At 70.4% G+C, this 25395-nt stretch carries 19 protein-coding genes; 5 read left to right on the forward strand and 14 right to left on the reverse strand.

Annotation, left to right across the window (positions count from 1 at the left end):
• Positions 1-106: 106 nt before the first annotated feature.
• Complete coding sequence (locus tag ABTZ59_RS05150; RefSeq protein WP_351390788.1) at positions 107-631, forward strand: TerD family protein; 525 nt, start codon at positions 107-109, stop codon at positions 629-631.
• A 175-nt stretch (positions 632-806) separates the two neighbouring features.
• Here ABTZ59_RS05150 and ABTZ59_RS05155 read toward each other — a convergent pair whose 3' ends face one another.
• Together ABTZ59_RS05155 and nrdR are read right to left on the reverse strand one after the other, a co-directional pair.
• Positions 807-3716 carry a vitamin B12-dependent ribonucleotide reductase gene (locus tag ABTZ59_RS05155; protein ID WP_351390791.1) on the reverse strand — a complete coding sequence of 970 codons (2910 nt, stop codon included), beginning with the start codon at positions 3714-3716 and terminating at the stop codon, positions 807-809.
• A 144-nt stretch (positions 3717-3860) separates the two neighbouring features.
• Positions 3861-4370, reverse strand: coding sequence for a transcriptional regulator NrdR (gene nrdR, locus ABTZ59_RS05160; protein WP_351390795.1), 510 nt, complete (start codon positions 4368-4370; stop codon positions 3861-3863).
• Between the two features lie 502 nt (positions 4371-4872).
• On the opposite strand from nrdR, the gene lexA reads away from it, so the two are divergent.
• A complete protein-coding gene (gene lexA, locus ABTZ59_RS05165; protein WP_030350125.1) occupies positions 4873-5658 on the forward strand; it encodes a transcriptional repressor LexA in 786 nt (261 codons plus the stop codon).
• 145 nt (positions 5659-5803) lie between these two features.
• On the opposite strand, the gene ABTZ59_RS05170 is transcribed toward lexA, so the two are convergent.
• The 5 genes from ABTZ59_RS05170 to ABTZ59_RS05190 form a co-directional block, all read right to left on the reverse strand.
• A complete protein-coding gene (locus ABTZ59_RS05170; RefSeq protein WP_351390800.1) occupies positions 5804-7774 on the reverse strand; it encodes an ATP-dependent DNA helicase in 1971 nt (656 codons plus the stop codon).
• 38 nt (positions 7775-7812) lie between these two features.
• Positions 7813-9726 (reverse strand): IucA/IucC family protein, encoded by a 1914-nt coding sequence (locus ABTZ59_RS05175; protein WP_503002089.1) that lies wholly within the window; start codon positions 9724-9726, stop codon positions 7813-7815.
• Positions 9727-9812: 86 nt separating this feature from the next.
• Complete coding sequence (locus ABTZ59_RS05180; protein WP_351390803.1) at positions 9813-10550, reverse strand: GNAT family N-acetyltransferase; 738 nt, start codon at positions 10548-10550, stop codon at positions 9813-9815.
• A gap of 41 nt (positions 10551-10591) precedes the next feature.
• The gene (locus tag ABTZ59_RS05185; protein ID WP_351390806.1) at positions 10592-12505 is read right to left on the reverse strand and encodes an IucA/IucC family protein; all 1914 of its coding nucleotides are present in this window, start codon (positions 12503-12505) and stop codon (positions 10592-10594) included.
• 38 nt (positions 12506-12543) lie between these two features.
• Positions 12544-13902, reverse strand: coding sequence for a diaminobutyrate--2-oxoglutarate transaminase family protein (locus tag ABTZ59_RS05190; protein ID WP_351390809.1), 1359 nt, complete (start codon positions 13900-13902; stop codon positions 12544-12546).
• A gap of 343 nt (positions 13903-14245) precedes the next feature.
• On the opposite strand from ABTZ59_RS05190, the gene ABTZ59_RS05195 reads away from it, so the two are divergent.
• Positions 14246-15472, forward strand: coding sequence for a trypsin-like serine peptidase (locus tag ABTZ59_RS05195; protein ID WP_351390812.1), 1227 nt, complete (start codon positions 14246-14248; stop codon positions 15470-15472).
• 143 nt (positions 15473-15615) lie between these two features.
• On the opposite strand, the gene hflX is transcribed toward ABTZ59_RS05195, so the two are convergent.
• The 6 genes from hflX to miaA form a co-directional block, all read right to left on the reverse strand.
• Positions 15616-17106 carry a GTPase HflX gene (gene hflX / locus ABTZ59_RS05200; RefSeq protein WP_351390815.1) on the reverse strand — a complete coding sequence of 497 codons (1491 nt, stop codon included), beginning with the start codon at positions 17104-17106 and terminating at the stop codon, positions 15616-15618.
• 112 nt (positions 17107-17218) lie between these two features.
• Positions 17219-18754, reverse strand: coding sequence for a M1 family metallopeptidase (locus ABTZ59_RS05205; RefSeq protein WP_351390820.1), 1536 nt, complete (start codon positions 18752-18754; stop codon positions 17219-17221).
• A 135-nt stretch (positions 18755-18889) separates the two neighbouring features.
• The gene (locus ABTZ59_RS05210; RefSeq protein WP_351390823.1) at positions 18890-21040 is read right to left on the reverse strand and encodes a RelA/SpoT family protein; all 2151 of its coding nucleotides are present in this window, start codon (positions 21038-21040) and stop codon (positions 18890-18892) included.
• 136 nt (positions 21041-21176) lie between these two features.
• Positions 21177-22109, reverse strand: coding sequence for a diaminopimelate epimerase (gene dapF, locus ABTZ59_RS05215; RefSeq protein ID WP_351390828.1), 933 nt, complete (start codon positions 22107-22109; stop codon positions 21177-21179).
• 34 nt (positions 22110-22143) lie between these two features.
• Positions 22144-22581 (reverse strand): hypothetical protein, encoded by a 438-nt coding sequence (locus ABTZ59_RS05220; RefSeq protein ID WP_351390981.1) that lies wholly within the window; start codon positions 22579-22581, stop codon positions 22144-22146.
• A gap of 125 nt (positions 22582-22706) precedes the next feature.
• On the reverse strand, positions 22707-23645 hold the full coding sequence (miaA, locus tag ABTZ59_RS05225) for a tRNA (adenosine(37)-N6)-dimethylallyltransferase MiaA (RefSeq protein WP_351390832.1): 939 nt from the start codon (positions 23643-23645) through the stop codon (positions 22707-22709).
• Between the two features lie 329 nt (positions 23646-23974).
• Between miaA and ABTZ59_RS05230 the strand changes: the two genes are divergently transcribed.
• Together ABTZ59_RS05230 and ABTZ59_RS05235 are read left to right on the forward strand one after the other, a co-directional pair.
• On the forward strand, positions 23975-24100 hold the full coding sequence (locus ABTZ59_RS05230; protein ID WP_351390834.1) for a hypothetical protein: 126 nt from the start codon (positions 23975-23977) through the stop codon (positions 24098-24100).
• Between the two features lie 41 nt (positions 24101-24141).
• Positions 24142-24387 carry an antitoxin gene (locus ABTZ59_RS05235; protein ID WP_351390837.1) on the forward strand — a complete coding sequence of 82 codons (246 nt, stop codon included), beginning with the start codon at positions 24142-24144 and terminating at the stop codon, positions 24385-24387.
• A gap of 168 nt (positions 24388-24555) precedes the next feature.
• On the opposite strand, the gene ABTZ59_RS05240 is transcribed toward ABTZ59_RS05235, so the two are convergent.
• Complete coding sequence (locus tag ABTZ59_RS05240; RefSeq protein WP_351390840.1) at positions 24556-25290, reverse strand: class III extradiol dioxygenase subunit B-like domain-containing protein; 735 nt, start codon at positions 25288-25290, stop codon at positions 24556-24558.
• Positions 25291-25395: the final 105 nt, after the last annotated feature.

Below are 25395 nucleotides of genomic sequence, written 5' to 3' on the forward strand. Positions count from 1 at the left end.
CGTGGCGTCAACTGGACTGATCGCGAGGCGGATTGTCGGTGCCCGGGACTAGCCTTGGGTCCAAGGCTCGGAGATCCGGCCCGGGTTCGGAAGAGGGGGAAGACTGGTGAGCAGCCTCAACAGAGGGGTGGAGAAGATCGAGGTCACGCTCAAATGGGACCCCAGTCCGCTGGGCGCGCCTCCACACGATCTCGACCTGGTCGCCGCGACGTACACGTCCGGCACCCCGAGCGGCGCCCCCGCCTATCTCGTGCACTTCGACAGCCGTTCACCGGACGGCACGATCACGCTGAGCCGGCAGAGCCGGACGGGCCAGGGCTTTGGCTCCGACGAGGAGATGACGCTGGAGCTGGTGCGGCTGGCACCGTCCTTCACCCGCGTGGTGGTGGGCGTGGTCATTCAGCAGCGCGACGGGCGGCGGACGTTCGGGGACATAGTCAATGCCTCGGCCCGCGTCCGCGAGGGATACACGGAGCTGGCGTCCCATGGCTTCGCCGGGGTGGCGGGTTCCACGGCCGCGACGTTCGCGGAGTTCACCCGGGACTCCTCGGGTGCCTGGCACTTCGAATCGGCGGTCCGCGGATTCGACACCGACCTCCAGTCCTTCGGCGGCCTGATGGGCGGCGCCTGACGGACGGCGCCTGATGGGCGGCGCCTGACCGACGGCATGGGTAGCGTCTGATCCATGCCCCGAGGGCTGCGTTCGGCCTACGGCCGACCGGACAGGACCGAGGGGCGGCGGCCACTCGGGCCGCCGCCCCTCGGGGGGTGTCAGGTCGGGGGGTTATCGCGCTACGCGCCAGGCCTCAGCTGCAACCGCTGGTGGAGCCGCATCCCTCGCAGATGTAGCACGACCCGGCCCGCTGCATCTTCGTACCGCAGGAGAAGCAGAGCGGTGCGTCGGCGCTGATGCCGAGCTGCATCTCCACCAGTTCGGCCGAGGTGTGCGCCTCCTTGGGCGCCGGTACCACGGCCGCCGCCGGCGCGGCGGGGGTCGGGGTCACCGCCTTCAGCGTCTCTTGCCGGCGCGGGGCCGACTGGACCAGGCTCTCGATGTCGATACCGTCATCGTCCATCGACGGCTCGTACGAACCGGTGTCCAGGTGGCGCTGGCGCTCCTCGGCGGAGTGGATGCCGAGGGCCGAGCGGGTCTCGAACGGAAGGAAGTCCAGCGCGAGACGGCGGAAGATGTAGTCGACGATCGACTGCGCCATCCGTACGTCCGGGTCGTCCGTCATACCGGCCGGCTCGAAGCGCATGTTGGTGAACTTCGATACGTACGTCTCCAGCGGGACGCCGTACTGAAGACCGACCGAGACCGCGATCGAGAAGGCGTCCATCATGCCGGCGAGGGTCGAGCCCTGCTTGGACATCTTGAGGAAGACCTCGCCGAGACCGTCGTCGGGGTAGGAGTTGGCGGTCATATAGCCCTCGGCGCCGCCCACCGTGAAGGAGGTGGTCAGACCGGGACGGCCCTTCGGGAGACGCTTACGGACCGGGCGGTACTCAATGACCTTCTCCACCGCCTGGCGGATGGTCTCCTCGGCCTGATCCGCGACCTTCTCCGCGACCTTCTCGTCCTTCTTCTTCGCGGAGAGCGGCTGACCGACCTTGCAGTTGTCGCGGTAGATGGCGAGCGCCTTGACGCCCATCTTCCACGCCTCGAAGTAGACCTCTTCGACGTCCTCGACGGTGGCGGTCTCCGGCAGGTTCACCGTCTTCGACAGCGCGCCGCTGATCCACGGCTGGATCGCCGCCATCATGCGGACATGGCCCATGGCGGAGATGGAGCGCTCGCCCATCGCGCAGTCGAAGACCTCGTAGTGCTCGGTCTTCAGGCTCGGCGCGTTGATCACATTGCCGTGCTCGGCGATGTGGGCGACGATCGCCTCGATCTGCTCCTCCTGGTAGCCCAGCCGGCGCAGGGCCTGCGGGACGGTGCCGTTGACGATCTGCATCGAGCCGCCGCCGACCAGCTTCTTGAACTTGACCAGCGCGAGGTCGGGCTCCAGACCGGTGGTGTCGCAGGACATCGCGAGACCGATGGTGCCGGTGGGCGCGATGACCGAGGCCTGCGCGTTGCGGAAGCCGTTCTTCTCACCCAGCCGGAGAACGTCCTGCCAGGCCTCCGTGGCCGCGGCCCAGACCGGGGTGTCCAGGTCGTCGACCCGGGGCGCGGTGGCGTTGGCGTCGGAGTGCTGCTTCATGACGCGCTTGTGCGGCGCGGCGTTGCGGGCGTAGCCGTCGTACGGGCCGACGACCGCGGCCAGCTCCGCGGAGCGGCGGTACGAGGTGCCGGTCATCAGCGAGGTGATGGCCCCGGCGAGCGAACGACCGCCGTCGGAGTCGTACGCGTGACCCGTCGCCATCAGCAGGGCGCCGAGGTTGGCGTAACCGATGCCGAGCTGACGGAAGGCGCGGGTGTTCTCACCGATCTTCTGCGTCGGGAAGTCCGCGAAGCAGATGGAGATGTCCATCGCGGTGATGACCAGCTCGACGACCTTGGCGAAGCGCTCGGACTCGAAGGACTGGTTGCCCTTGCCGTCGTCCTTGAGGAACTTCATCAGATTCAGCGAGGCCAGGTTGCACGAGGTGTTGTCCAGGTGCATGTACTCACTGCACGGGTTCGAGCCGTTGATCCGGCCGGACTCGGGGCAGGTGTGCCAGCGGTTGATGGTGTCGTCGTACTGGATGCCCGGGTCGGCACAGGCCCACGCCGCCTCCGCCATCTTGCGGAAGAGGGACTTCGCCTCGACCTCTTCGATGACCTCGCCGGTCATCCGGGCGCGCAGACCGAACTTGCCGCCCGCCTCGACGGCCTTCATGAACTCGTCGTTCACTCGGACCGAGTTGTTGGCGTTCTGGTACTGGACGGACGTGATGTCGTCGCCGCCCAGGTCCATGTCGAAGCCCGCGTCACGCAGGGCGCGGATCTTCTCCTCCTCCTTGACCTTGGTCTGGATGAAGTCCTCGATGTCGGGGTGGTCGACATCGAGGATGACCATCTTCGCCGCGCGGCGGGTGGCGCCACCGGACTTGATCGTTCCGGCGGAGGCATCGGCACCGCGCATGAAGGAGACCGGGCCCGAGGCATTGCCCCCGGAGGAGAGGAGTTCCTTGGAGGAACGGATCCGGGAGAGGTTCAGACCGGCGCCCGAGCCTCCCTTGAAGATCATCCCCTCTTCCTTGTACCAGTCGAGGATCGAGTCCATGGAGTCGTCGACGGAGAGGATGAAGCAGGCCGAGACCTGCTGCGGCTGGGGCGTGCCGACGTTGAACCACACCGGCGAGTTGAAGCTGAAGACCTGGTGCAGGAGGGCGTACGCCAGCTCGTGCTCGAAGATCTCGGCGTCCGCGGGCGAGGCGAAGTACTGGTACTCCTCACCGGCCTTGCGGTACGTCTTCACGATCCGGTCGATGAGCTGCTTGAGACCGGTCTCGCGCTGCGGGGTGCCGACGGCCCCGCGGAAGTACTTGCTGGTGACGATGTTGACCGCGTTCAGAGACCAGAAGTCGGGGAACTCGACGCCACGCTGCTCGAAATTGACCGAGCCGTCGCGCCAATTGGTCATGACGACGTCACGGCGCTCCCAGACCACCTCGTCGTACGGGTGCACGCCGGGGCTCGTATGAATGCGCTCGATACGCAGACCCTTGCCGCCCTTGGTCCCCTTGGCCCGGGAACCTCGTGCCGAGCCGCTCGCCGTCTCTGTCATGCCGCCTCCCATATACGTACAAAAACGCGCTGAAGTGCCATGTTCTTCCCGTGGCACGGCGTGTGTGTCTGATGCCTCGGGTGCGCACAGGGCACCCGTGACAGGTCTTTGCCACCGCGGAGCGGCCAGGATCGGGCCGGCCGGTCAGTCCGCGGCGGTGGCGGGCACGGGGACGTGACCGGCCCCGTCGACGCCGGTTTCCTCTGAAGGGGGCCGCTCGCGCAGTTCCGCGATGGCGGCCTCGAAGTCTTCGAGCGAGTTGAACGCCCGGTACACGGATGCGAAGCGCAGGTACGCGACGAGGTCGAGCTCCTGCAGTGGGCCGAGTATGGCCAGCCCCACATCGTGGGTGGTCAGCTCGGCGCTCCCGGTGGCGCGTACCGCTTCCTCGACCCGCTGGCCGAGCTGCGCGAGGGCGTCCTCGGTGACCGGCCGTCCCTGGCACGCCTTGCGCACGCCGGAGATGACCTTGGTACGGCTGAAGGGTTCGGTCACGCCGCTGCGCTTGATCACCATCAGTGAGGCGGTCTCCACCGTGGTGAAACGGCGGGAGCAGTCGGGGCACTGACGGCGGCGGCGGATCGACGTCCCGTCGTCGGTGGTGCGACTGTCGACGACACGGCTGTCGGGGTGCCTGCAGAAGGGACAGTGCATGGTTCCCTACCCTCCTTCACAGCGCGACTGAATAGCCTCGGCGGGGCCCGGAAACGAGCCCTTCGAAGCACCCCCAGCATAGGCGATGGCCTCACCCCCGGAAGCGGGGGGACCACAACTTCTGGGTGGCTGCGACAATCCAACCACTAGATCTGGGGTTTGACTGCATCCTAAGCCCCAGCGCGTGTCGCGTGTCGAGGCGGGTGCCGGGGCAACCGCCCGGGGCCTCGCGGACCGGCCACGAGAGTACGGGAAGGGCGCGGCGCGCGGCCTTCCGGGCCGCCCGGTGGAACACTGGTCCCCGCCACACGGAGCAGCGGCCGGGAGCCGGAGGGTACGGTGGCGAGCGGCCCCGTACCGCGGCCGTGGAGCCTGCCCATACACCCAGTCACATGCTCAAGGCGGACTCTCCGCAGTTTTTCACTCGAACGTGTGTTTGGCGCAACCTTTCGAAAGCTACTACCGTTGTCCAGCTAGGGAGAACATTTCGAGAGGGGCCGACGTGACCACCACCGCAGACAGCGCCACCATCACTGCCCAGGACCGCTCCCAGAGCCGACTCGAGCCGGTGCATGCCATGAATGACGTACTCACGAACCCGGAGGGCGCCAAGCCCACGCGTTCGTTGCCCGGTCGGCCTCCAGGAATCAGGGCGGACAGCTCCGGACTCACGGACCGGCAGCGAAGGGTCATCGAGGTCATCCGTGACTCCGTGCAGCGGCGCGGATACCCGCCATCCATGCGGGAGATCGGCCAGGCCGTGGGCCTCTCCAGCACCTCGTCGGTCGCCCATCAGCTGATGGCCCTGGAGCGCAAGGGCTTCCTGCGCCGTGACCCGCACCGGCCGAGGGCGTACGAGGTACGCGGTTCGGACCAGCCGAGCACCCAGCAGACGGACACGACCGGCAAGCCCGCCGCCTCGTATGTCCCGCTGGTCGGCCGGATCGCGGCCGGCGGGCCGATCCTCGCGGAGGAGTCCGTCGAGGATGTCTTCCCGCTCCCCCGCCAGCTGGTGGGTGACGGAGAGCTGTTCGTGCTGAAGGTCGTCGGTGACTCGATGATCGAGGCCGCGATCTGCGACGGCGACTGGGTGACGGTCCGCCGCCAGCCGGTCGCGGAGAACGGCGACATCGTCGCCGCGATGCTGGACGGCGAGGCGACGGTCAAGCGCTTCCGGCGGGAGGACGGCCATGTCTGGCTGCTCCCGCACAACGCGGCGTACCAACCCATCCCCGGTGACGAGGCGACGATCCTCGGCAAGGTGGTGGCGGTCCTGCGCCGGGTGTGAGTACTCCACCGGCTCCGACCGGGCCCCGGAACCCCTGCGCCGGTTCCGGGGCCCTGCTTTATGCCTGATTCCATGGCCTGTGCCTGCCCCCACGGCCTGCCGGCCTGCTTCAAGGGGTCTGCCTCCCACCACCCCGGAACAGCCCTCAGCGTCCGTCGGCCCGCGCGACCGCGTCGATCGACGCGAGGGAGCGCCGTACCTGATTACGGTCCGTCGTGTACCAGAAGTCGGGCAGTGACGCACGGAGAAAACCGCCGTACCGCGCGTTGGCCAGCCTGGGGTCCAGTACGGCCACGACGCCGCGGTCTCCGCTCGCCCGCACCAGGCGGCCGGCGCCCTGGGCCATCAGCAGCGCGGCATGCGTCGCCGCCACGGCCATGAACCCATTGCCGCCGGCCTCCTCGACCGCCTTCTGCCGCGCGCTCATCAGCGGATCGTCGGGACGGGGGAAGGGAATCCGGTCCATCACCACGAGCTGGGAGCTCGGGCCCGGCACATCGACGCCCTGCCACAGGGAGAGCGTGCCGAACAGACAGGTCTTCGGATCGGCGGCGAACGCCTTGATCAGCTCGCCGAGCGTCTCCTCGCCCTGGAGCAGGATCGGGGTGTCGAGCCTGCCCCGCAGCTCCTCGGCGGCCGCCTGGGCGGCCCGCATGGAGGAGAAGAGCCCGAGCGTACGGCCGCCCGCCGCCTCCACCAGCTCCGCCAGCTCATCCATCATGTCGCCGCGCGAGCCCTCCCGGCCCGGCGTGGCCAGATGGCGCGCGACATAGAGGATGCCCTGCTTGCGGTAGTCGAAGGGCGAGCCGACGTCGATGCCCTTCCACCGCGCGACCTCGTCGCCTTCGGTGCCCTCCGGCGCCAGGCCCAGCGAGGCACCCACGCCGTTGAAGTCGCCGCCGAGCTTCAGCGTCGCGGAAGTGAGCACGACCGAGCGGTCGGTGAACAGCTTCTCCCGCAGCAGTCCCGACACGGAGAGCGGGGCGACGCGGAGGGACGCGCCGAACCGGTCGTGCCGTTCGTACCAGACGACATCCCACTCGGAACCGTTGGCGATCCGCTCGGCCACGCTGTGGACGGACTCGACGGAGGCGAGCGCCTGCTTCCGTACGACATCCTCGTCCTGCACGGACTTGTCGCGGGTCGACCCGAGCGCCGAGATGACCGTACGGGCCGCGTCGCGCAGCGACATCAAGGCATAGCCGAGGTCCTCGGGGATCTCTTCGAGCCGCCCGGGGAGGGCCAGCTCCATCAGCCGCTCGAAGGTCTCGGCCGCCGTCTGGAGGGCGTCCGCCGCCTTCTCGTTCACCAGCTTCGCCGAGCGGCGCACGGCCCGGTGGACCTGCCCCGGGGTCAGCTCGCCTGTGGCGACTCCGGTGACCCGGGAAACCAGCTCATGGGCCTCGTCGACGATCAGCACCTCGTGCTGCGGAAGCACCGGGGCGCCCTCGATCGCGTCGATCGCCAGGAGCGCGTGGTTGGTGACGACCACCTCGGCGAGCTTGGCGCGCTCACGGGCCATCTCGGCGAAACACTCCGCGCCATAGGCGCATTTCGTCGCCCCCAGGCACTCCCGCGACGAGACGGAGACCTGGGACCAGGCGCGGTCGGAGACGCCGGGCGTCAGATCGTCGCGGTCGCCCGTCTCCGTATCGTCCGCCCAGTCCCGCATCCGCAGCAGGTCCTGGCCCAGCTTGCTGGTGGGCGCGGCCGCCTCGAACTGGTCGAAGAGGCCGTCCTCCTCGTCCTGCGGCATCCCTTCGTGCAACCGGTGCAGACAGAGATAGTTGGAGCGGCCCTTGAGCATGGCGAACTCGGGCCGCCGCCGCAGCAGGGGATGCAGCGCGTCGACCGTGCGCGGCAGGTCTCGCTCCACGAGCTGGCGCTGCAACGCCAGGGTGGCCGTGGCCACCACGACCCGCTCTCCATGGGCCAGGGCCGGCACCAGATAGCCCAGTGATTTACCGGTACCGGTGCCGGCCTGGACGAGCAGATGGGACGTGGTGTCGATGGCTTCGGCGACGGCCTCGGCCATGGTGACCTGGCCTGGCCGTTCCACGCCGCCGACGGAGCTGACGGCGGCGTGGAGGAGCTCGGGGAGTGATGGCTTCGTCATAGCCCGACCACCCTACGGGGCGCCGCTGACAGCGGAGGTCACTCGCCCGGCCGCCGGACGGCGAGCGGGTTGGGTACCGTACCGTGCACGGCGGCGTGCGGCCGGTGGGAGCGGTCCCGGTAGCCGTCGAGATGCAGCCGGTTCCGGTTGAGGCAGAGACGCTCGATACGGGGCGTGAGCAGGTCGAATATCTCGAACCGCTCCTTCAACTCCGGGAACCGGCCCTGGTAGCGCAGGATCTCGGCCCGTACGAGGGTCCAGAACTCGTCCTCGGACACGCCCAGTTGGTCCTGGCACAGCGGCGCGAGATAGCGGAACACGCCGACGAAGAGCCCTGAATGGATGAACTGGGTGAGAAAGGACGGCTCTTCCGTCAGAAGGACGCTCTTCACGTCCTCGGGCATCGACTCGTGCTCGGGCAACGGCCGCGCGCTGATGTTCACATCGTCCACGAAGTCCTTGATCGCGAGCCGTACCGGCACGTCCTGGGCGTCGAAGACCACGATGGCGTTCTCGCCGTGCGGAGAGAAGACCGTTCCATAGCGGTAGAGGAAGTGCAGCAGCGGCGGAAGCAGCGCGGCGAAGAGCCGCTGGAGCCAGTCGGCGGGCGTGAGTCCCGAACGGGCGACGAGTTCGGCGGTGAACGCCCGGCCGTGCGGATCCGTATGGATGAGCGAGGCGAGCGTACGGGCGCGCTCACCGGCTGTCAGGCGGGCCTGGAGGGGCTCGCGCCAGATCGCGCCGAGCAGTTCCTTGTACTGGTACGGAACTTCGGGGAGATGGTCGTAGAGGGGGTGTTCCACCGTTACGGAGGCGACTTCACCGAGCAGGATGACCCCGCAGTCGTCGCGGAGGAAGGCGTCCGCGTCGCGCACCCCGTGCATCCACGCGGTGACGGCGGGGGCGGCGAGTGTGCGCTCCGTGGGAAGACCGCGCCAGACAAGGGTGTTGAGGATGGAGAGCGGCAGTTTGACGGTGTGCCGCTCGGGCCGGCCGAGATTGAGGAAGGTACGGATGGACTGTTGCGGCAGCCGGAGATCTCCGTCGGTGGGGAGCGGGACGATCGCCCCCTCGGCTATGGCGGGGGCGTAGAGCTGGAGCAGCACCTCGTCCCACTGCCAGGGGTGCACGGGAAGGTAGAGATAGCCGGCCGGGTCGAGCCCCCGGTCGCGGAGCAGGGAGTCGAAGCGCTCGCGGACGGTGTCGTCGAGTTCGCCGGCGTAGAGCAGATCGGGCGTTCCCAGCGAGCCGACTCCCCGGTAGGTGGCGAGTGAGGTGCTGGCCGCGATCCAGGGAAGCTCGGTCGGTGTGCGGGCCTCGGGCGCCCACCGGTCGGCGTCGGTGGCGGAGAAGCCGCCCCGGCCCTTGTTGAGGACGATCCAGGGGTGGCCGGTCTGGTGTCCTTCGAGTTCCGCGTAGCCGAGGTCGGCGAGGCGTCCGGCGCTGAGGGCGGTGTGCTCAAGCTTGGCGTCGGCCGCGATGGTGGTGGTGAGTTCACGTACGAGATGGCCGAGGGTCGGGCCGTCGAGCGCGAGCAGCCGACGGGACAGCAGCAGAAAGCGCAGGGGATCGGTGAAGGGCCGGCCGTCGCAGGCGAGGGAGCCGGGATCGACGCGCCAACTGCCGTAGGCACCACGCCTCGCGCGGAAGGTGAGCGTCTCCCCCTCGTCGAGCGCGAGGACATACGGGAGACCACCCGTGGCGGTGTCCCGGCCGTCGGCGGCCTGGTCGGCCGACGGGACGGGCGCCGGCTCGATGATCTCCTCGTACGCGAATTCACCGAGCAGCTTGGCGAGAAGTCGGGCCGCGGCCCTCTCCCAGGTCGGGGCGTTCAGCTCGGGTGGCGAGAACAGCGCGGCCGGCTCGGTGGAACCGGTGGGACCGATGGAGTCGCCGGGGGATATGGGGCCGGTGGGGCCGGCGGAGTCATGGGTCGCAGGGGACGTCGGCACGTGGACTCCTCAGGGAGGGAACCGATGGGAACGAGCGGATCGAGCGGTGGTGGGCATCGCGCGGGGTGGCCAGGGGAGCCGATCGTTCACAGCAGGTCGCGCAGGGCGCGTTCGCGGACCATGAGAGCGGCTCGTTTGCCGGGCAGGTCGACTTCCGCGGAGAACCGGAATCCGGCGCTGAGGAAGGCGGCGACGGAGGGCGTGTTACGGAGGTCGGGCTCGGCGATGACGCGCCCGCAGCGCGGACGGTGGTCGAGGACGAGATCGGCGACGGCTCTGAGGAGGGTCGTGCCGACTCCGCGCCCACGGTTGGCCACGCCGCCCACCAGGAGATGGATCCCGGTGTCGTGCGGGCGAGCGGGGTAGTGCCGCGCGAGTGGGTCGAGGTCCGCGCGGTAGATCTCCCAGTAGCTCATCGGGACTCCGTCGAGCACGCCGAGACAGGGGGCGCTGCGGCCGTCGCCTTCGAGCTGGGGGCGCAGATGGTCGGCGGTGACCTCGTCAGGGCCCGCCAGCTCCCAGAAGGCGGCGACGGCAGGATCGTTCATCCAGCGGCTGATCAGCGCCAGATCGCGGGCGACGCGTACCGGCACGAGCTGGAAGACACCCGCGGATGTGGTGGCGGGTCCCCAACCGGCGGGGGCGTCGAGCAGATCACCGGCCGGGAGGTCGTCGTGCGAGGGGGTCAGGGCCACCGGATCGCCCTCCCCGAACAGTGCGACCAGCTCATCGGACAACCGCATGTCGACGGTGTCGTCGGGGCCCCCGCCGGTACGCGGGGTGGGGCCGGCATCGGTGTCGGTGCCGGCATCGGTGGGAGGCACAGTGGCGCTCTCCTCTCGGCGGTGCGGACGATTCGGGTCCTTCAACGGCGAACGGGGTTGGCGATGGTGACGTAGACGGACTGCGTGTCGACCGGCCCGACGAGTTCGTCCAGGCCGTGCAGCCGGGTGAGCAGATTGGCCTTGCAGCGGAGGGTGGGGGCCTCCAGCAGGAGCTCGGACAGCGGTGAGCCGAAGTGCGCCGCTCCGGCGAGGAACTGGCGGAAGGCGGCGATCAGGACCCTTTCGTCGGCGAGGCCCTGGGCACCGAACGCCCCGATCAGCCCGAGGACGTTGTTGATGCCGAGGTAGTAGGCGAAGCGTTCGTCGGTGACCTCGTCGGAGACGAAGGTGTCGCTGACGGCGCCGATACCGGGCAGCCGCTGCTCCAGCGAGGCGCGGTGGGATTCGCGGAAGTAGTAGCCCTGGTTGTCGCGGTAGCGACCGCCGACGGGCCAGCCGGCGGCGTCGAGGAGTACCAACGTGTTCTGCTGATGCGCCTCCAGGGCGATGCCCGCCGTACCGTCCAGCCAGAGCACCGGGCGTACGACCTGGTCCAGATAGCGCAGGAACCACTCGGCGGCCACGGCCCCGCCGGGGCGGCCGGTGCGGTCGGCGAGCGTGGAGATGAGCTCGGCCAGCCGTGACCTCATGGCGGTGCGGCCGGGAACGGGGCGCACGGCGGTGAGTCCGGCGATGCAGACGGCGTCGTCCCCGGCGGTGAACGGGTTGTGGCGCACCATCACATCGAGTCCGGTCACGGCTTCGCCGTCCTCGGTGTCGACGGCGAGCCAGGCGGGGTCGCGGACGATGTCGAAGCCGGGGTGGGCGGCCTGCCACTCCTTGGTGAGTCCGCCGCGCAGCAGCCGCTGGACCTCGACGCCGCGGTGCAGCTCCTTGCGGAGGTTCTCGCGGCGGGAGTTGGTGATGCGGACCCCGAGGGAGAGCTTGAGCATGGCGGGGGCGCCCGGCCGGTAGACCGTACGGATCGAGGACGTGGGGTGCCAGGGGGCGCCATGGGGGCCCAGGTCATGGAGGAGACCGGCGTCGAGGAGGCGGGCCACGGCGGGGCGGTGCCTCACCTCACGTGCCTGCCAGGGGTGGAGTGGCAGGGCGACGGCGTTCTCGGGAAGGGGGACGTCACCGAGGAGACGTGCCGTGAGCACCTCCGCGGGCAGGACACGGCCCTGCTCGGTCCAGGCGGAGTCGCCGGCGAGTACGGACCGGTCGACGGCCATCCAGTGCAGCGGGAACGAGCCGCGCGACTCCGGTGAGTAGAGCCGGGCTTCTGCCTCGGAGAGCCCTTCCCGGCTCTTGGGCGTGGGGTGCAGCGGATGGCCGAGGAGAAGCGACTGCTCGGCGGTGAGGAACAGGTCGGCGTCGGGGGCGGTTTCGGGGCGGCGTCGGCGCTCGGCGAGGAAGTCGGCCGTGTGGAGAAGGGAGTTGGCGACCCTGCCGACCAGTTCCCCGCCCTGGTAGCGGCCCGACTCGCGGCCGAGGAGAGCGGCGACGGTGACGGCCTCGGCGGCCGGGGCGTCCTGGGGGGCGCTCTCCAGGAACGGCATCCCGAAGCGGTGCCAGCCCGTCACCGACCAGTACCGGACGGGGACGAGGAGCGCGGTGCCACTGGCGTGGAGGGGGATCCGTAGGACCTGTCCCTCGGGGCGGGGCAGATCGTTCTCCCTGACCCAGCAGCGCAGCAGGTTCTCGACGGCCGCCGCGTCGGCCGCCTTCAGCGGGTCGGGGTGGTCGAGCTGATCGGCCGCGGGGACACCGGCGAACACATCGGCACCGGTGGCGGGTTGGCCCTCGAAGCCGCCCGTCGGCTGCCGTGGCACCGTCGTCGGCTCGGCGGTACCGGCGGCGTGGGACACGTCCTTCCCCCGGTCATGTCCTCCGGGGTGGGCGGTGGGGCGGCCGGTGGCCTCGGGCACATCAGGTGCGGGGGTGGAGTTCACGGCGGGGGCTTCCTTGTGAGGGTGTCCTGGGGGTGGTTCTAGGGGCTGGTTTCTCTCCGGCGGAGCGCGGCGCGCTCGGCGGCCGCCAGGGCGTCGGCGAAGCGGTCGAGGACCGCGACGGCCTGCTCGTCGGTGAGTGTGAGCGGCGGAAGGAGCCGTACGACGGAGGCCCGGCGGCCGCCAAGTTCCACAATGAGACCGCGGCTCAGACACTCCCGCTGGACGGCTGTGGCGAGGGCCGGATCCGGCGAAGCCGGATCGCCGGCTTCCGGCGCGACGAGTTCCACACCGATCATGAGACCACGGCCCCGCACGTCTCCGATACAGGAATGGTTGGCGGCGAGCCCTTGGAGCTGCCCCAGCATGCGCGCGCCGAGGATCGCGGCGCGGTCGGCGAGGTGGTTCTCCCGTACGTAGGCGAGGGTGGCCGCGCCGGCCGCCATCGCGAGCTGATTGCCGCGGAAGGTGCCCGCGTGGGCGCCGGGCGGCCAGCGGTCCAGATCCGCGTGGTAGACGATGACGGCCAGCGGAAGGGAGCCGCCGATCGCCTTGGACATCACCATCACATCCGGGGTGATCCCGCTGTGCTCCACGGCCCAGAAGGTGCCGGTTCTGCCGACCCCCGTCTGCACCTCGTCGGCGATGAGCGGGATGGAGCGGTCGGCGGTGATCTCGCGCATCCTGCGCAGCCAGCTGTCGGGGGCGGGGATCACCCCGCCCTCGCCCTGCACCGGTTCGAGGATCATTCCGGCGGGTGCGGCGAGGCCGCCCTTGGGGTCGTCGAGGAGGTTCTCGGTCCAGCGCGCGGCCAGTTCGGCGCCGCGCTCCCCGCCGATGCCGAACGGGCAGCGGTACTCGTACGGATAGGGCAGCCGGGTCACCCGTACGTCCTCGGCTCCCCCGGAGACGGCGAGCGCGCCTGCCGTCATCCCGTGGTACGCCCCGGTGAAGGCGAGGAGCCCGTCGCGGCCGGTGGCGGTACGGACGAGCTTGAGCGCGGCCTCGACGGCGTCGGTGCCCGCCGGGCCGCAGAACTGCACCCGGGCGTTCTCGGCGAACCGCGGTGGCAGGGTGGCGAACAGCTCGGTGGTGAAGGCGTCCTTGACGGGTGTGGCGAGGTCGAGGACATGGAGCGGCGCCCCCGAGTCGAGGACCTTCCTGATCGCGTCGAGGACGACCGGATGGTTGTGTCCCAGGGCCAGCGTGCCCGCGCCGGACAGGCAGTCCAAGTACCGCCGTCCGTCGGCGCCTTCGATGGTCAGCCCCCGTGCGCGCACGGGCACGATGGGCAGGGACCTCGCGTACGTGCGGGCCGCCGATTCCCGTAAGGACTGGCGCCGGAGGATGCCCTCGTGGGCGACGGTCGGTGCCGCTGGAGGGGGTTCTGTCACGGCCACGGCTGTCGGTCCTCCCGTTGTCACACGTCATGTCACAGTCAGTCGTCTGTCAGTACGGCGCTCGGCCGCCGAATGTTCGGCGGTGAACGCCGACTTGAGACCGGGCGCCCTTGAGACGGAGCGCCCGCCCCTTACGTACAAACGACGGAGAGTGCCAGGGATCACGGGCAGTCGAAAGATCCTTGGTCGCGGAACCGCGGCCCTGCCGCATGCCGTCCCCATCGGCACCGGCATAGTGGGGGGCCGTTGTCCCGGCTCCGGCATCGCGGCCGGGACGCGCCATCCGCTTCACCGTGCCAGACCGTTCTTCCGAATTGTCCGAAGTCCCAGGGGGATACACGCCATGCGACCCATTCGTCCAACGCTTGCCGCACGCCGTGGAAGGAGCACACGGCGCAGAACCTCCCCCGTCCTCGCCGCGGCCGCTATGGCCGCGGCGCTCGCGCTGACGGCCACGGCCTGCGGGCCGGAGGAGGACAACGCCACCGGCCAGGCGAGCGACGCCGCCACCGCCTCGTCCGACGGCAAGATCCAGATACCCGACGAGCTCAAGGACCGGCTCAAGGAGCACGGGTTCGATCTGGACAAGTGGAAGAACGGCGAGTGGAAGAACTGGGACAAGGACACCTGGCTGCGTGAGGCCAAGGACTACATCAACCCGATCATCGAGGGCCTCTGGGACCCGGACCGGATGCGGGAAGCGGAGAAGCCGCCGGAGAAGGCGGTCGACGATCAGGACATCTCCGGCGACGAGGGCGTGACCGACCCGACTCCGGAGCCGGTCACCGCGCGGGCGGTGAACGCGCCGTACCGCGAGAACGCCGCCGAGGCGGGCAAGCTGTTCTTCGACGGCCCCGACGGCTCGATGGTCTGCTCCGCGACCGTGGTCGAGGATCCGGCCAACCCCGGTAAGTCCAACCTGCTGTGGACCGCGGGCCACTGCGTGCACGCGGGCAAGACCGGCGGCTGGTACCGCAACCTCGCCTTCGTACCGTCGTACAACAACAGCGGTCTGTCGATGGCCGAGCTGGAGACGGCTCCCAAGGAGCGGATCGCTCCGGAGGGCGTGTGGTGGGCCGACTGGGCGCAGACCTCCGAGCAGTGGATCTCGCAGGGCGCCTCGACCGGCGGCCAGGGCGCGCCGTACGACTTCGCGGTCGTCCATGTCACCCCGGAGAAGGGCGGCACCGGCAAGTCCCTTGAGGAGACGGTCGGGTCGGCGCTGCCCGTGGAGTTCAACGCGCCGGCCACCCCCCAGATCGACGCCATGACGGCGACCGGCTACCCGGCGGCGCCGCCGTTCGACGGCCAGCAGCTCTTCCAGTGCCAGGACAAGCCGGGCCGGCTGTCGATGACGGCCGACGACCCGACGATGTACCGGATCGGCTGCACCATGACCGGAGGTTCGTCCGGCGGCGGCTGGGTCGCGAACGGCGCGGACGGCAAGCCCGCCCTGGTGTCCAACACCTCCATCGGCCCGGTCACGGCCGGCTGGCTCGCCGGGCCGCGTCTCGGTGATGTCGCCAGGGGCGTCTACGACGAGGTCAGCGAGAAGTTCGCCGGTCAGTAACGCTCGGGACGGCGGCAGCGGCCGGCAGAGTCGTACGAGCCGCGGCGCATGACACGAAGGCCCGCCCCCTCCTCGCGGTGGGGGCGGGCCTTCGTCCTGTCCGGGCTGCCGGGCTGCTTACGGTCAGCGGGCCGACCTTACGGTCAGCGGGCCACCGGCACATACGGGCTGAGCGCGGCTGCCAGCTCCTCGTGGACACGCGCCTTGACCACCGTGCCCTCCGGGGTGTGTTCCTCGGAAAGCACCTCGCCCTCGGCATGAATCCGGGAGACCAGCGCGCCCTCGGTGTACGGGAGAAGCGCCTCGACCTCGACCTCGGGCCGGGGCAGCTCCTCGTCGATGAGCGCGAGCAGCTCGCCGATCCCCTGGCCTGTACGCGCCGAGACCGCGATCGCGTACCGCTCCGCGCGCAGCAGCCGCTGGAGCACCAGCGGATCGGCCGCGTCGGCCTTGTTGATCACCACGATCTCGCGTACGTCCACCGCGCCCACATCGCGGATCACCTCGCGCACGGCGGCCAGTTGCTCCTCCGGCGCGGGGTGCGAGCCGTCCACCACATGCACGATCAGATCGGAGTCACCGACCTCTTCCATCGTGGAGCGGAACGCCTCGACGAGGTGGTGCGGCAGATGCCGGACGAACCCGACCGTGTCGGCCAGGGTGTAGATCCGGCCGCTCGGGGTCTCGGCCCGGCGGACGGTCGGGTCGAGGGTGGCGAACAGCGCGTTCTCCACCAGCACGCCCGCGCCGGTGAGCCGGTTGAGCAGGGACGACTTGCCCGCGTTGGTGTATCCGGCGATCGCGACCGACGGCACCTTGTGGCGCCGCCGCTCCTGCCGCTTGATCTCGCGGCCGGTCTTCATGTCCGCGATCTCCCGGCGCATCTTCGCCATCTTCTCGCGGATACGCCGCCGGTCCGTCTCGATCTTGGTCTCACCGGGACCGCGGGTGGCCATGCCGCCACCGCCGCCGCCACCCATCTGACGGGACAGCGACTGACCCCAGCCGCGCAGTCGCGGCAGCATGTACTGCATCTGCGCCAGCGCGACCTGCGCCTTGCCCTCACGGGACTTGGCGTGCTGGGCGAAGATGTCCAGGATCAGCGCCGTACGGTCGACCACCTTGACCTTGACGACATCTTCGAGATGGATCAGCTGGCCGGGGCTCAGCTCACCGTCGCAGACGACGGTGTCGGCGCCGCTGTCCAGCACGATGTCCCGCAGCTCCTGGGCCTTGCCGGAGCCGATGTACGTGGCCGGATCGGGCTTGTCACGGCGCTGGATCACGCCGTCGAGCACCAGCGCGCCCGCCGTCTCGGCGAGCGCCGCCAGCTCCGCGAGCGAGTTCTCGGCGTCCCGCACCGTCCCCGAGGTCCAGACGCCGACCAGCACCACGCGCTCCAGGCGCAGCTGCCGGTACTCGACCTCGGTGACATCTTCCAGCTCGGTGGAGAGGCCCACCACACGCCGCAGCGCGGCGCGCTCGGAGCGGTCGAACTGATCGCCGTCCCGGTCTCCGTCGATCTCCTGGCTCCAGGCGACGTCCTCTTCCATCAGGGCATCGGCCCGAAGGCTTTCGGTGCGGTGGTCCGCGAAGCGCTGCGCGTCCTGGGAAGGGGAGGAAGAGGAGGTCATTGGATCCTTACGTCGAGAGAATTCTGGTACGTCGGTCACAACGCGTGACGGCGGGAAATGATTCCCGGCCGCGGTGCCGACACATCGATGGTGGCACGGTTCGGTCCGGCCGTCACTCCGGTTTCACGCTCTGTTCCCGGACCGTGCCCCCAGTGCCGTGGGGCATCCGGTGCGGCGCCCCGTACCGGTTCCGCGGGGCGTTCTGGTTCCGCGCCGGTGCCTCGGAGCGCCAGTCGGGGTGGCCGGGCATCGGCGGAGTCTTCTGCCGGTACAGCCACGCCTTGAAGAACGCGGAGAGATCACGCCCCGCGGTGGTCGACGCCAGCTCGATGAAGTCGGTCGTGGTCGCCGTCCCGTCCCGGTGGATCCGTACCCAGTCCCGCTCCAGGCGCGCGAAGGCCGTCTCGCCGATCTCGTGCCGCAGCGCGTAGAGCACCAAGGCGCTGCCGTCGTACATCACCGGCCGGAACAGACTGATCGGCTGCCCCGCGACCGGCGGCTCCGGGTCCGCCGGGGGGCCGCCCACCGCCCGCCAGCCGTCGGACTGCCGGTACGCGTCCCGCATCCGGGTCTCCATCGACTTCCCGGCGTGCTCCTGCGCGTAGCGCATCTCGTACCAGGTGGCGTGCCCCTCGTTCAGCCAGAGGTCGGCCCACCTGCGCGGGGAGACGCTGTCGCCGAACCACTGGTGGGCCAGCTCATGGACCATGACCGAGTCGACGTACCACTCCGGATATCCGGGCTCGGTGAACAGCGCCCGCTCGAAGAGCGAGAGGGTCTGTGTCTCCAGTTCGAAGCCGGTGTCGGCGGCCGCGATCAGCACACCGTAGTTCTCGAAGGGGTACGGCCCGACCTGCCGCTCCATCCAGCCGATCTGGTCCGGTGTCTTCTTGAGCCAGGGCTCCAGCTTCTGGCGGTCCGCGGCCGGCACCACGTCGCGTACGGGCAGTCCGCCGGGACCCTGGCGGCGCACGACGGCCGAGTCGCCGATGGAGACCTGGGCCAGTTCGGTGGCCATGGGGTGGCGGGTGCGGTAGGTCCAGGTGGCGACCGCGCCCGCGCGTGCCCTGCCTTCCTGTACGCCGTTGGCCACGGCCGTCAGCCGCGAGGGCGCGGTGATCCGGAAGGTGAAGTAGGCCTTGTCGGCGGGGTGGTCGTTGCCGGGGAAGACGCGGTGCGCGGCGTCGGCCTGGTTGGTCATGGCCAGTCCGTCGGTGGTCCGTACCCAGCCGCCGCCGTCGCCCGTCGGGTCGCTGGTGTGGCTGACGGTGATCCGCATACGCGAGCCGTCCTCGACCGCGGCGGCCGGTGTGATCACCAGATCCTCACCGGCTGTCGCGAAGCGCGCCACGGTGCCGTTCACCTCGACCGAGCGGACCTTTCCATGGGTGAAGTCGAGGTTGACCCGTTCCAGCCGTTGGGTCGCCTGTGCGTCGATCTTGGTGATGGCGTCCAGCGGTTTGCGGTTGTCGCCCCCATAGGTGAAGTCGAGGTCGTAGTTGAGCACGTCGTAGCCGGGGTTGCCGAGCTGTGGGAAGAGCGGGTCGCCGATGCCGAGCGGTTCGGGGGCGGGCAGGGTCGCGGCGACGAGGGTGACCGAGGCGGCGGCCAGCAGGGCGGCGCGCAGTCGGCGGTTGGTGAGGAGCATGATCCACGGCTACCAGCGCCTCCCCGGCGCACCGCGACGGCGCGCTCCGCACCCACCCGAAAGGGGCAGGTCAGAGCGCGGACACAGGCCGGATGCCGGGCGGCGCGCGGTTGACGAAGCCGCCCGGCGGAACGATCAGGCCGTCGCCGGATGCTGGGCGCGGCTGACGTCGTACACCCCCGGTACGTCGCGCATCGCCCGCATCAGACCGGGCAGGCCCGCCGCGTCGGGCAGCTCCAGCGTGTACGTGTGCCGTACGCGCTGCTCACTGGGCGGCTCCACGGTGGCCGCGACGATCGCGGCGCCCGCCGTGGCGATGGCTTCCGTGAGATCGGCGAGCAGCCGTGGCCGTCCGAAGGACTCGGCGTACAGCGTGACCCGGCACTCCGGGGCGTCCCCCCAGCTCACCGCGACGGGAGCGCGGTCGAGGGCCCGCATCCGCTCCACCGCCCGGCACTCCTGCCGGTGGACGGTGACCACACCGCCGCGCACCGCGAAACCAGTGACGGCGTCCGGTGGTACGGGCGTACAGCAGCCCGCCAGCCGGACCGTCGCGCCGGGCAGGTCCACCACGGCGTTGGCGACGTCCCGTCGGCCCGCGCTGACGGCGAGGGCCGCGCGGGGGGTGGCGGCGGGGAGTCCGACCGTTTCCGGATGCGCCGCGAGCCATCCCGTGATCGCGATCCGGGCGGCGGCGGTACGGGCATGGCTCAGCCACTCCGGGGAGGGCCCCGAGGCGGCGTCCCTGTCCAGCAGCAGCTGGACCGTGTCCCCGTCGCTCAGGACCGTGCTGAGCGTCGCCAGCCGGCCGTTGACGCGTGCCCCGAGGCAGCCGTGGGCGGCTTCGCCGTACTGCGCGTATGCGGCGTCCACGCAGGTCGCTCCGGCCGGTAGTCCGAGCATGCCGCCCTCGGCGCGGAAGACGGTGATCTCCCGGTCCTGAGCGAGGTCCGCGCGGAGCGTCGTCCAGAAGGTATCCGGGTCGGGCGCCGACTGCTGCCACTCCAGGAGCCGGGAGAGCCAGCCCGGCCTGGTCGGGTCGGCGCGCTCACCGTCCCCCGGCTCCCCGGCGGACGCCGGCGCGGCACCGGCCGGGGCGGTGGTCCCGGCCGAGGACCCCGTACCGTCCTGTGCTCCCCCGCTCTCGACGGACGCGTACGGGTTGCCGAGCGCGACCACCCCGGCCTCGGCGACCTTGTGCATCTGGTGCGTACGGATGAGGACTTCGGCGACCGCCCCGTCAGGACCCGCGACCGCGGTGTGCAGGGACTGGTACAGGTTGAACTTGGGTGCGGCGATGAAGTCCTTGAACTCGGAGATGACCGGGGTGAAACAGGTGTGCAGCTCGCCGAGGACCGCGTAACAGTCGGCGTCCTCGGCGACGAGCACCAGCAGCCGGCCGAAGTCCGTGCCGCGCAGTTCGCCGCGTTTCAGCCCGGACCGGTGTACGGAAACGAAATGCCGCGGCCGTACGAGGACTTCAGCGGCGATACCCGCCTCGCGCAGCACCCTCCTGACGTCCTCGGAGATCGTCGCGAGCGCGTCGCCCGCGGTGGCGTTCTCGGCGATCAGGGCACGGGTGTGCGCGTATTCCTCGGGATGGAGGATCGCGAAGACCAGGTCCTCCAGCTCGGTCTTGAGGGCCTGTACACCGAGGCGTTCGGCGAGCGGGATGAGGACGTCCCGGGTGACCTTGGCGATACGGGCCTGCTTCTCGGGGCGCATCACCCCGAGGGTCCGCATGTTGTGCAGCCGGTCCGCGAGCTTGATCGACATCACCCGGACATCGTTGCCAGTGGCGACGAGCATCTTGCGGAAGGTCTCGGGCTCGGCGGCGGCGCCGTAGTCGACCTTCTCCAGTTTGGTGACCCCGTCGACCAGATAGCAGACCTCGTCACCGAACTCCGCGCGCACCTGGTCGAGCGTCACTTCGGTGTCCTCCACGGTGTCGTGGAGGAGAGAGGCCGTCAAGGTCGTGGTCTCGGCGCCCAGTTCGGCGAGGATCAGGGTCACGGCCAGCGGATGCGTGATGTACGGCTCGCCGCTCTTGCGGAACTGCCCGCGGTGCGAGGCCTCGGCGAGCACATACGCCTTGTGCAGCACACCGAGGTCCGCGTCCGGATGGTGCGCGCGGTGGGCGTCCGCGACATGGCCCATGGCATCGGGCAGCCTGTCCCTGGATGTGGGACCGAGTAACGCCGCCCGGCCGATTCTGCGAAGGTCGATCCGGGGAAGGCCGCGTCTGCGACTCACCTGGGCACCAGGGTTGGTGGCCTCTGCACTCATGGGCACCTCCGGCAGCTTCGACCGGCGGTGAAGAGCAAGGGCGCCCTGCGGGCCGGTGCTTGATGCTATCGAGCCCACCACGTGGAGCAGTCCCGCTCTCGCCCGGCGTGAAACGGATCACCCATTCGAGCGAGCTTCAGAGCGTGCGTGTTGCGAAGGCCGTTTCGAGCCAGGCCGGATCCAGATGCCCCTCCGCGACGATGACGGCGGGACCGGTCATCTCGATCTCGCCGTCCGGGTGTTCCGTGATGACGAGCCGTCCGCCCGGCAGATCCACGGTGTAGGCGACGGGGGCCCCGGTCACCGCGGGGTCGATGCCGTCCCTACGGGCCGCGGCGACGGCCACGGCGCAGGCGCCCGTACCGCAGGAGCGTGTCTCGCCGGAGCCGCGCTCATGGACGCGCATGGCGACATGGCGCGGACCGCGGTCGACGACGAATTCGACATTCACGCCGTCCGGATAGACGGACGCGGGGCTCACGGGCGGCTCGGAGAAGAGATTCCCCGCGTGCGCCAGCTCCTCCACGAACGCGACCGCGTGCGGATTGCCCATGTTGACATTCCGTGCGGGCCACTCCCGGCCGCCGACGGCCACGGTCACCCCGTCGTCGGGGAGGAGGGCACGCCCCATACGGACCGTGATGTCGCCGTCCTCGGCCCCGGTCACCGAGCGGCCCGCGCTCTTGGCGAGGTGCACACGCTTCACCCCGCCGCGCGTGGCCACCGCCAGATCGCCCGCCGTCACCTGGCCGGCGCGCTGGAGATAGCGGGCGAAGACCCGCACGCCATTGCCGCACATCTCGGCGATGGATCCGTCGGCGTTGCGGTAGTCCATGAACCACTCCGCCTCGCCGGCCATGGCGCGCGCCTCGGGGTGCGCGGCCGACCGCACGACATGCAGCAGCCCGTCGCCGCCGATACCGGCCCTGCGGTCGCACAGGGCGGCGACGGCGTGGGCGGGCAGATCGATGGCGTTGTCCGGGTCGGGGACGATCACGAAGTCGTTCTCGGTCCCGTGTCCCTTGAGGAAGGCGACCGGCGCGGTCGGGAAGGTGCTCACGGTGTCCATCGTACGAGCGGGGACCGACATCACCACCGCGCGGTCAGCGCAGCCGCGCGACCCGCCAGACGGCGAGGGCGACCAGGGCGGCGGCCACGGAGAGGTACAGGGCGATGACCCGCCAGTCGGGGCGCTCACCGGAGGCGCGGGTCGGCAGCCCCGGCCAGGTGTGGCCGACCCTGCGGGCGGCCATCATGGCCCAGCCCGCCGCGCAGCAGCTGATCAGCAGCCCCAGCATGGCGACCACCGCGCCGCCGTCCCCGGTGCCGAAGGCGAGGGGGAAGGCGAACATCAGCGAGCCGATCGCGGCGAGCCCCACGATCGGGGCGAGCTGCCAGATCCGCATCCGGCGCTGGGGACGCAGTTCGACCTCGACCTCGGGGGTCGTGGCCTCGTCCTCCGGACCGTCGGGGCTCAGCCCCGGGGAGGCGTCCGGGATGTCCGGTGCCGTGGGTTCTCTGTCGCGAGGGCCGGCCTCCATCGCCACGCGCCCTCCCCAATCGGACTTCACTGGTCGATCGATGCCCGATGGTCGATCGATGCTCGATGATGGCACGCCCGGAGGTACCGCAAGGGCGCACGGGGCGTCCCGATGCCATCACGTGATCAGGCTGTGACCGCTCGTTCGACCAACGCCAGCGCCCGGTGCGGCAGTTCCTCCCGGTGCTCCGATCCGCCGCCCAGCCAGTGCACCCGCGCGTCGCGACGGAACCAGGAGTCCTGCCGGCGCGCGAAGCGTTTGGTGGCGCGTACGGTCTCGGCGCGCGCCTCGTCATCGGTGCACTCTCCCGCGAGCGCCGCGAGCACCTGCTGGTAGCCGAGGGCGCGCGAGGCCGTACGTCCCTGGCGCAGCCCCCGGGCCTCCAGGCCCCGCACCTCGTCCACCAGCCCCTCGTCCCACATCCGGTCCACGCGCCGCGCGATCCGCTCGTCCAGCTCGGGGCGGGCGACATCGACGCCGATCTGAACGGTGTCGTAGACCGAGTCATGGCCCGGCAGATTGGCGGTGAAGGGCTTGCCGGTGATCTCGATCACCTCCAGCGCCCGGACGATACGGCGGCCGTTGCTGGGCAGGATCGCGCGGCCGGCCTGAGGGTCCGCGGCGGACAGCCGGGCGTGCAGGGCGCCGGACCCGCGCAGGGTCAGCTCGCTCTCCAGCCGGGAGCGAATCTCGGGATCGGTGCCGGGGAAATCGAGGGCGTCGATGGCACCGCGTACGTACAGTCCCGAGCCGCCCACCAGGACGGGGGTACGGCCCGCGGCGAGCAGCCGGTCGATCTCCGCCCTGGCGCGCCGCTGGTACTCGGCGACGCTGGCGGTCTCGGTGACCTCCCAGATGTCCAGGAGGTGATGCGGGACGCCGGCACGCTCCTCGGTCGTCAGTTTGGCGGTCCCGATGTCCATCCCCCGGTAGAGCTGCATGGAGTCGGCGTTGACGACCTCACCGTCGAGCTGCCGGGCGAGATGAACACCCAGATCGGACTTGCCGGCCGCGGTGGGACCGACGACGGCGATGACCCGCGGTGCGGTAGCTGCGCTTCTCACTGCCCCAGTCTCGCAAACACACAGGCCGCTCCCCGAATGAGTTACGTGACGGCACATGATCGGCTTCGTTGCCCGTTGCGAGGTTCCGGCCGCCGGTTTTGCGGCCGGTGCCCCTGGGCGACGCAAGGGGACGCTCCGGGCGGCGCGGAATTTCGCCCTCACGAGTAATGTATGGAGAAGATATGGGTGTTTTTTCACGGTTTCGCCGGAAGTCGGTAACCGCGTCAGAAGCGTCAACCGCGCAGGCACCGGCTACCACTCCCACGGCCGATCCCGCCGCGGACAGCGTTGTCGTGGCGGCGGAGGCCGAATCCGGGGAGACCGGAACGGTGACGGCCGAGCCTGCGGAGAGTGCCGGGCCCGAGCCGGCGGCGGCGGAGGGCGTGGAGATCCCGAAGCAGCAGTCGGCGGAGGCCGCGGCGGACAATGAGGCCGGGAAGAGCACCCGCAAGTAGGCTGCAAGTAGGCTGTTGTCTCCTCCGAGGGAAGGTGGCCCATGAGCTTCCTGGATTCATTGAAGGCCAAGATCGGCCCGGCCAAGAACAAGGTCGCTGACCTCGCGCAGCAGCACGGGGACAAGATCGAGCACGGGCTTGAGAAGGCCGCCCGCACGGTCGATCAGAAGACCAAGGGCAAGTACAGCGACAAGATCGACAGCGGGACGGGCAAAGCCAAGGACGCCCTGGGCAAGCTCGCTCACAAGGATGACGGCAGCACCCCGCCGCCACCGCCCGCTTCCTGATCCTCGACGCACAGAGGCCGGCACACCGGCCAGGACGGCCGCGAGGCGCTTGGCAGCGCTTCGTGGCCGTCGTTGTGTGTGCCCGGGGACAGCTTTCTTCCCGGGAACCACGTTCTGGGGGACCGCGTTCTTCTCGGAGACCGCGCCTTCTCCGAGACGGGGCCCGCGCTACGACCAGGCCGCGACGAGATAACCCACGCCGTAGGGCGCGTCCTCGTACAGCAGCTCGCCGCCCAGACCTGCCCCCTCGGCTGCGCCCGCGAGCACCTGCCAGGGTGCCCGGCCCGCCGCCTTGAGCGCGTACGCCAGCTCCGCGTCCAGCGCCGTCAACGCCGCCACGTCCGCCGTGCGCAGGGCCCGGGCCACCTCCTCGTCGAATCCGGCCGCCCGTTCGTCCAGATACCCCGGCGCCTTCAGCGAGCGGCATGCGCTGGCGTCGCCCATCACCAGCAGCGCCACCCTGCCGGCCCGCGCCGCGAGCTCCCGTCCCGTCCGAAGGCACGGCTCGGTATCGAGAGATTCCCCCACGCCCAGCCCACTGACGGGGGCGGCGGCCCAATGGGCGCGTTCGAGCAGCCAGGCGGCCACCGCCAGGGACGCCGGCAGCTCCCGTCCGGGGCTCTCGCCGGTACCCGCCCGCTTCGTGGCCGTGCCCGCGCCCAGGACGACATCGAGGTCCACGCCGAAGCCACGGAAAGAGCCGACGGCCCCCGAGGGGTGCTCTCCCCGGCGCTCCCGCTCGGCAGGTCCGACGACGATCAGCCGCTCGGGCCCGGCGGCCGCCAGCACCCCGAGGGCATCGGCGCACGCCGCGCGCGCGGCATCGAGCTCGGGGGCTGCTCCGGCGGCCACGGAGGGTACGAGCAGGGGCGGACTGGGACACATGGCGGCGGCTACGAGCATGATCCGCAGCCTAGACGAGCGAGTTCTCCGGCCCGCGCGCGCGGAGAGAGGCCGCACGGAGGGCGGGTTCCGACGGAGCGCGGTGCCCCGCGTACGGCAGGCCCC

This window comes from Streptomyces sp. NPDC094034, from assembly GCF_040303865.1.
Classification (GTDB): domain Bacteria; phylum Actinomycetota; class Actinomycetes; order Streptomycetales; family Streptomycetaceae; genus Streptomyces.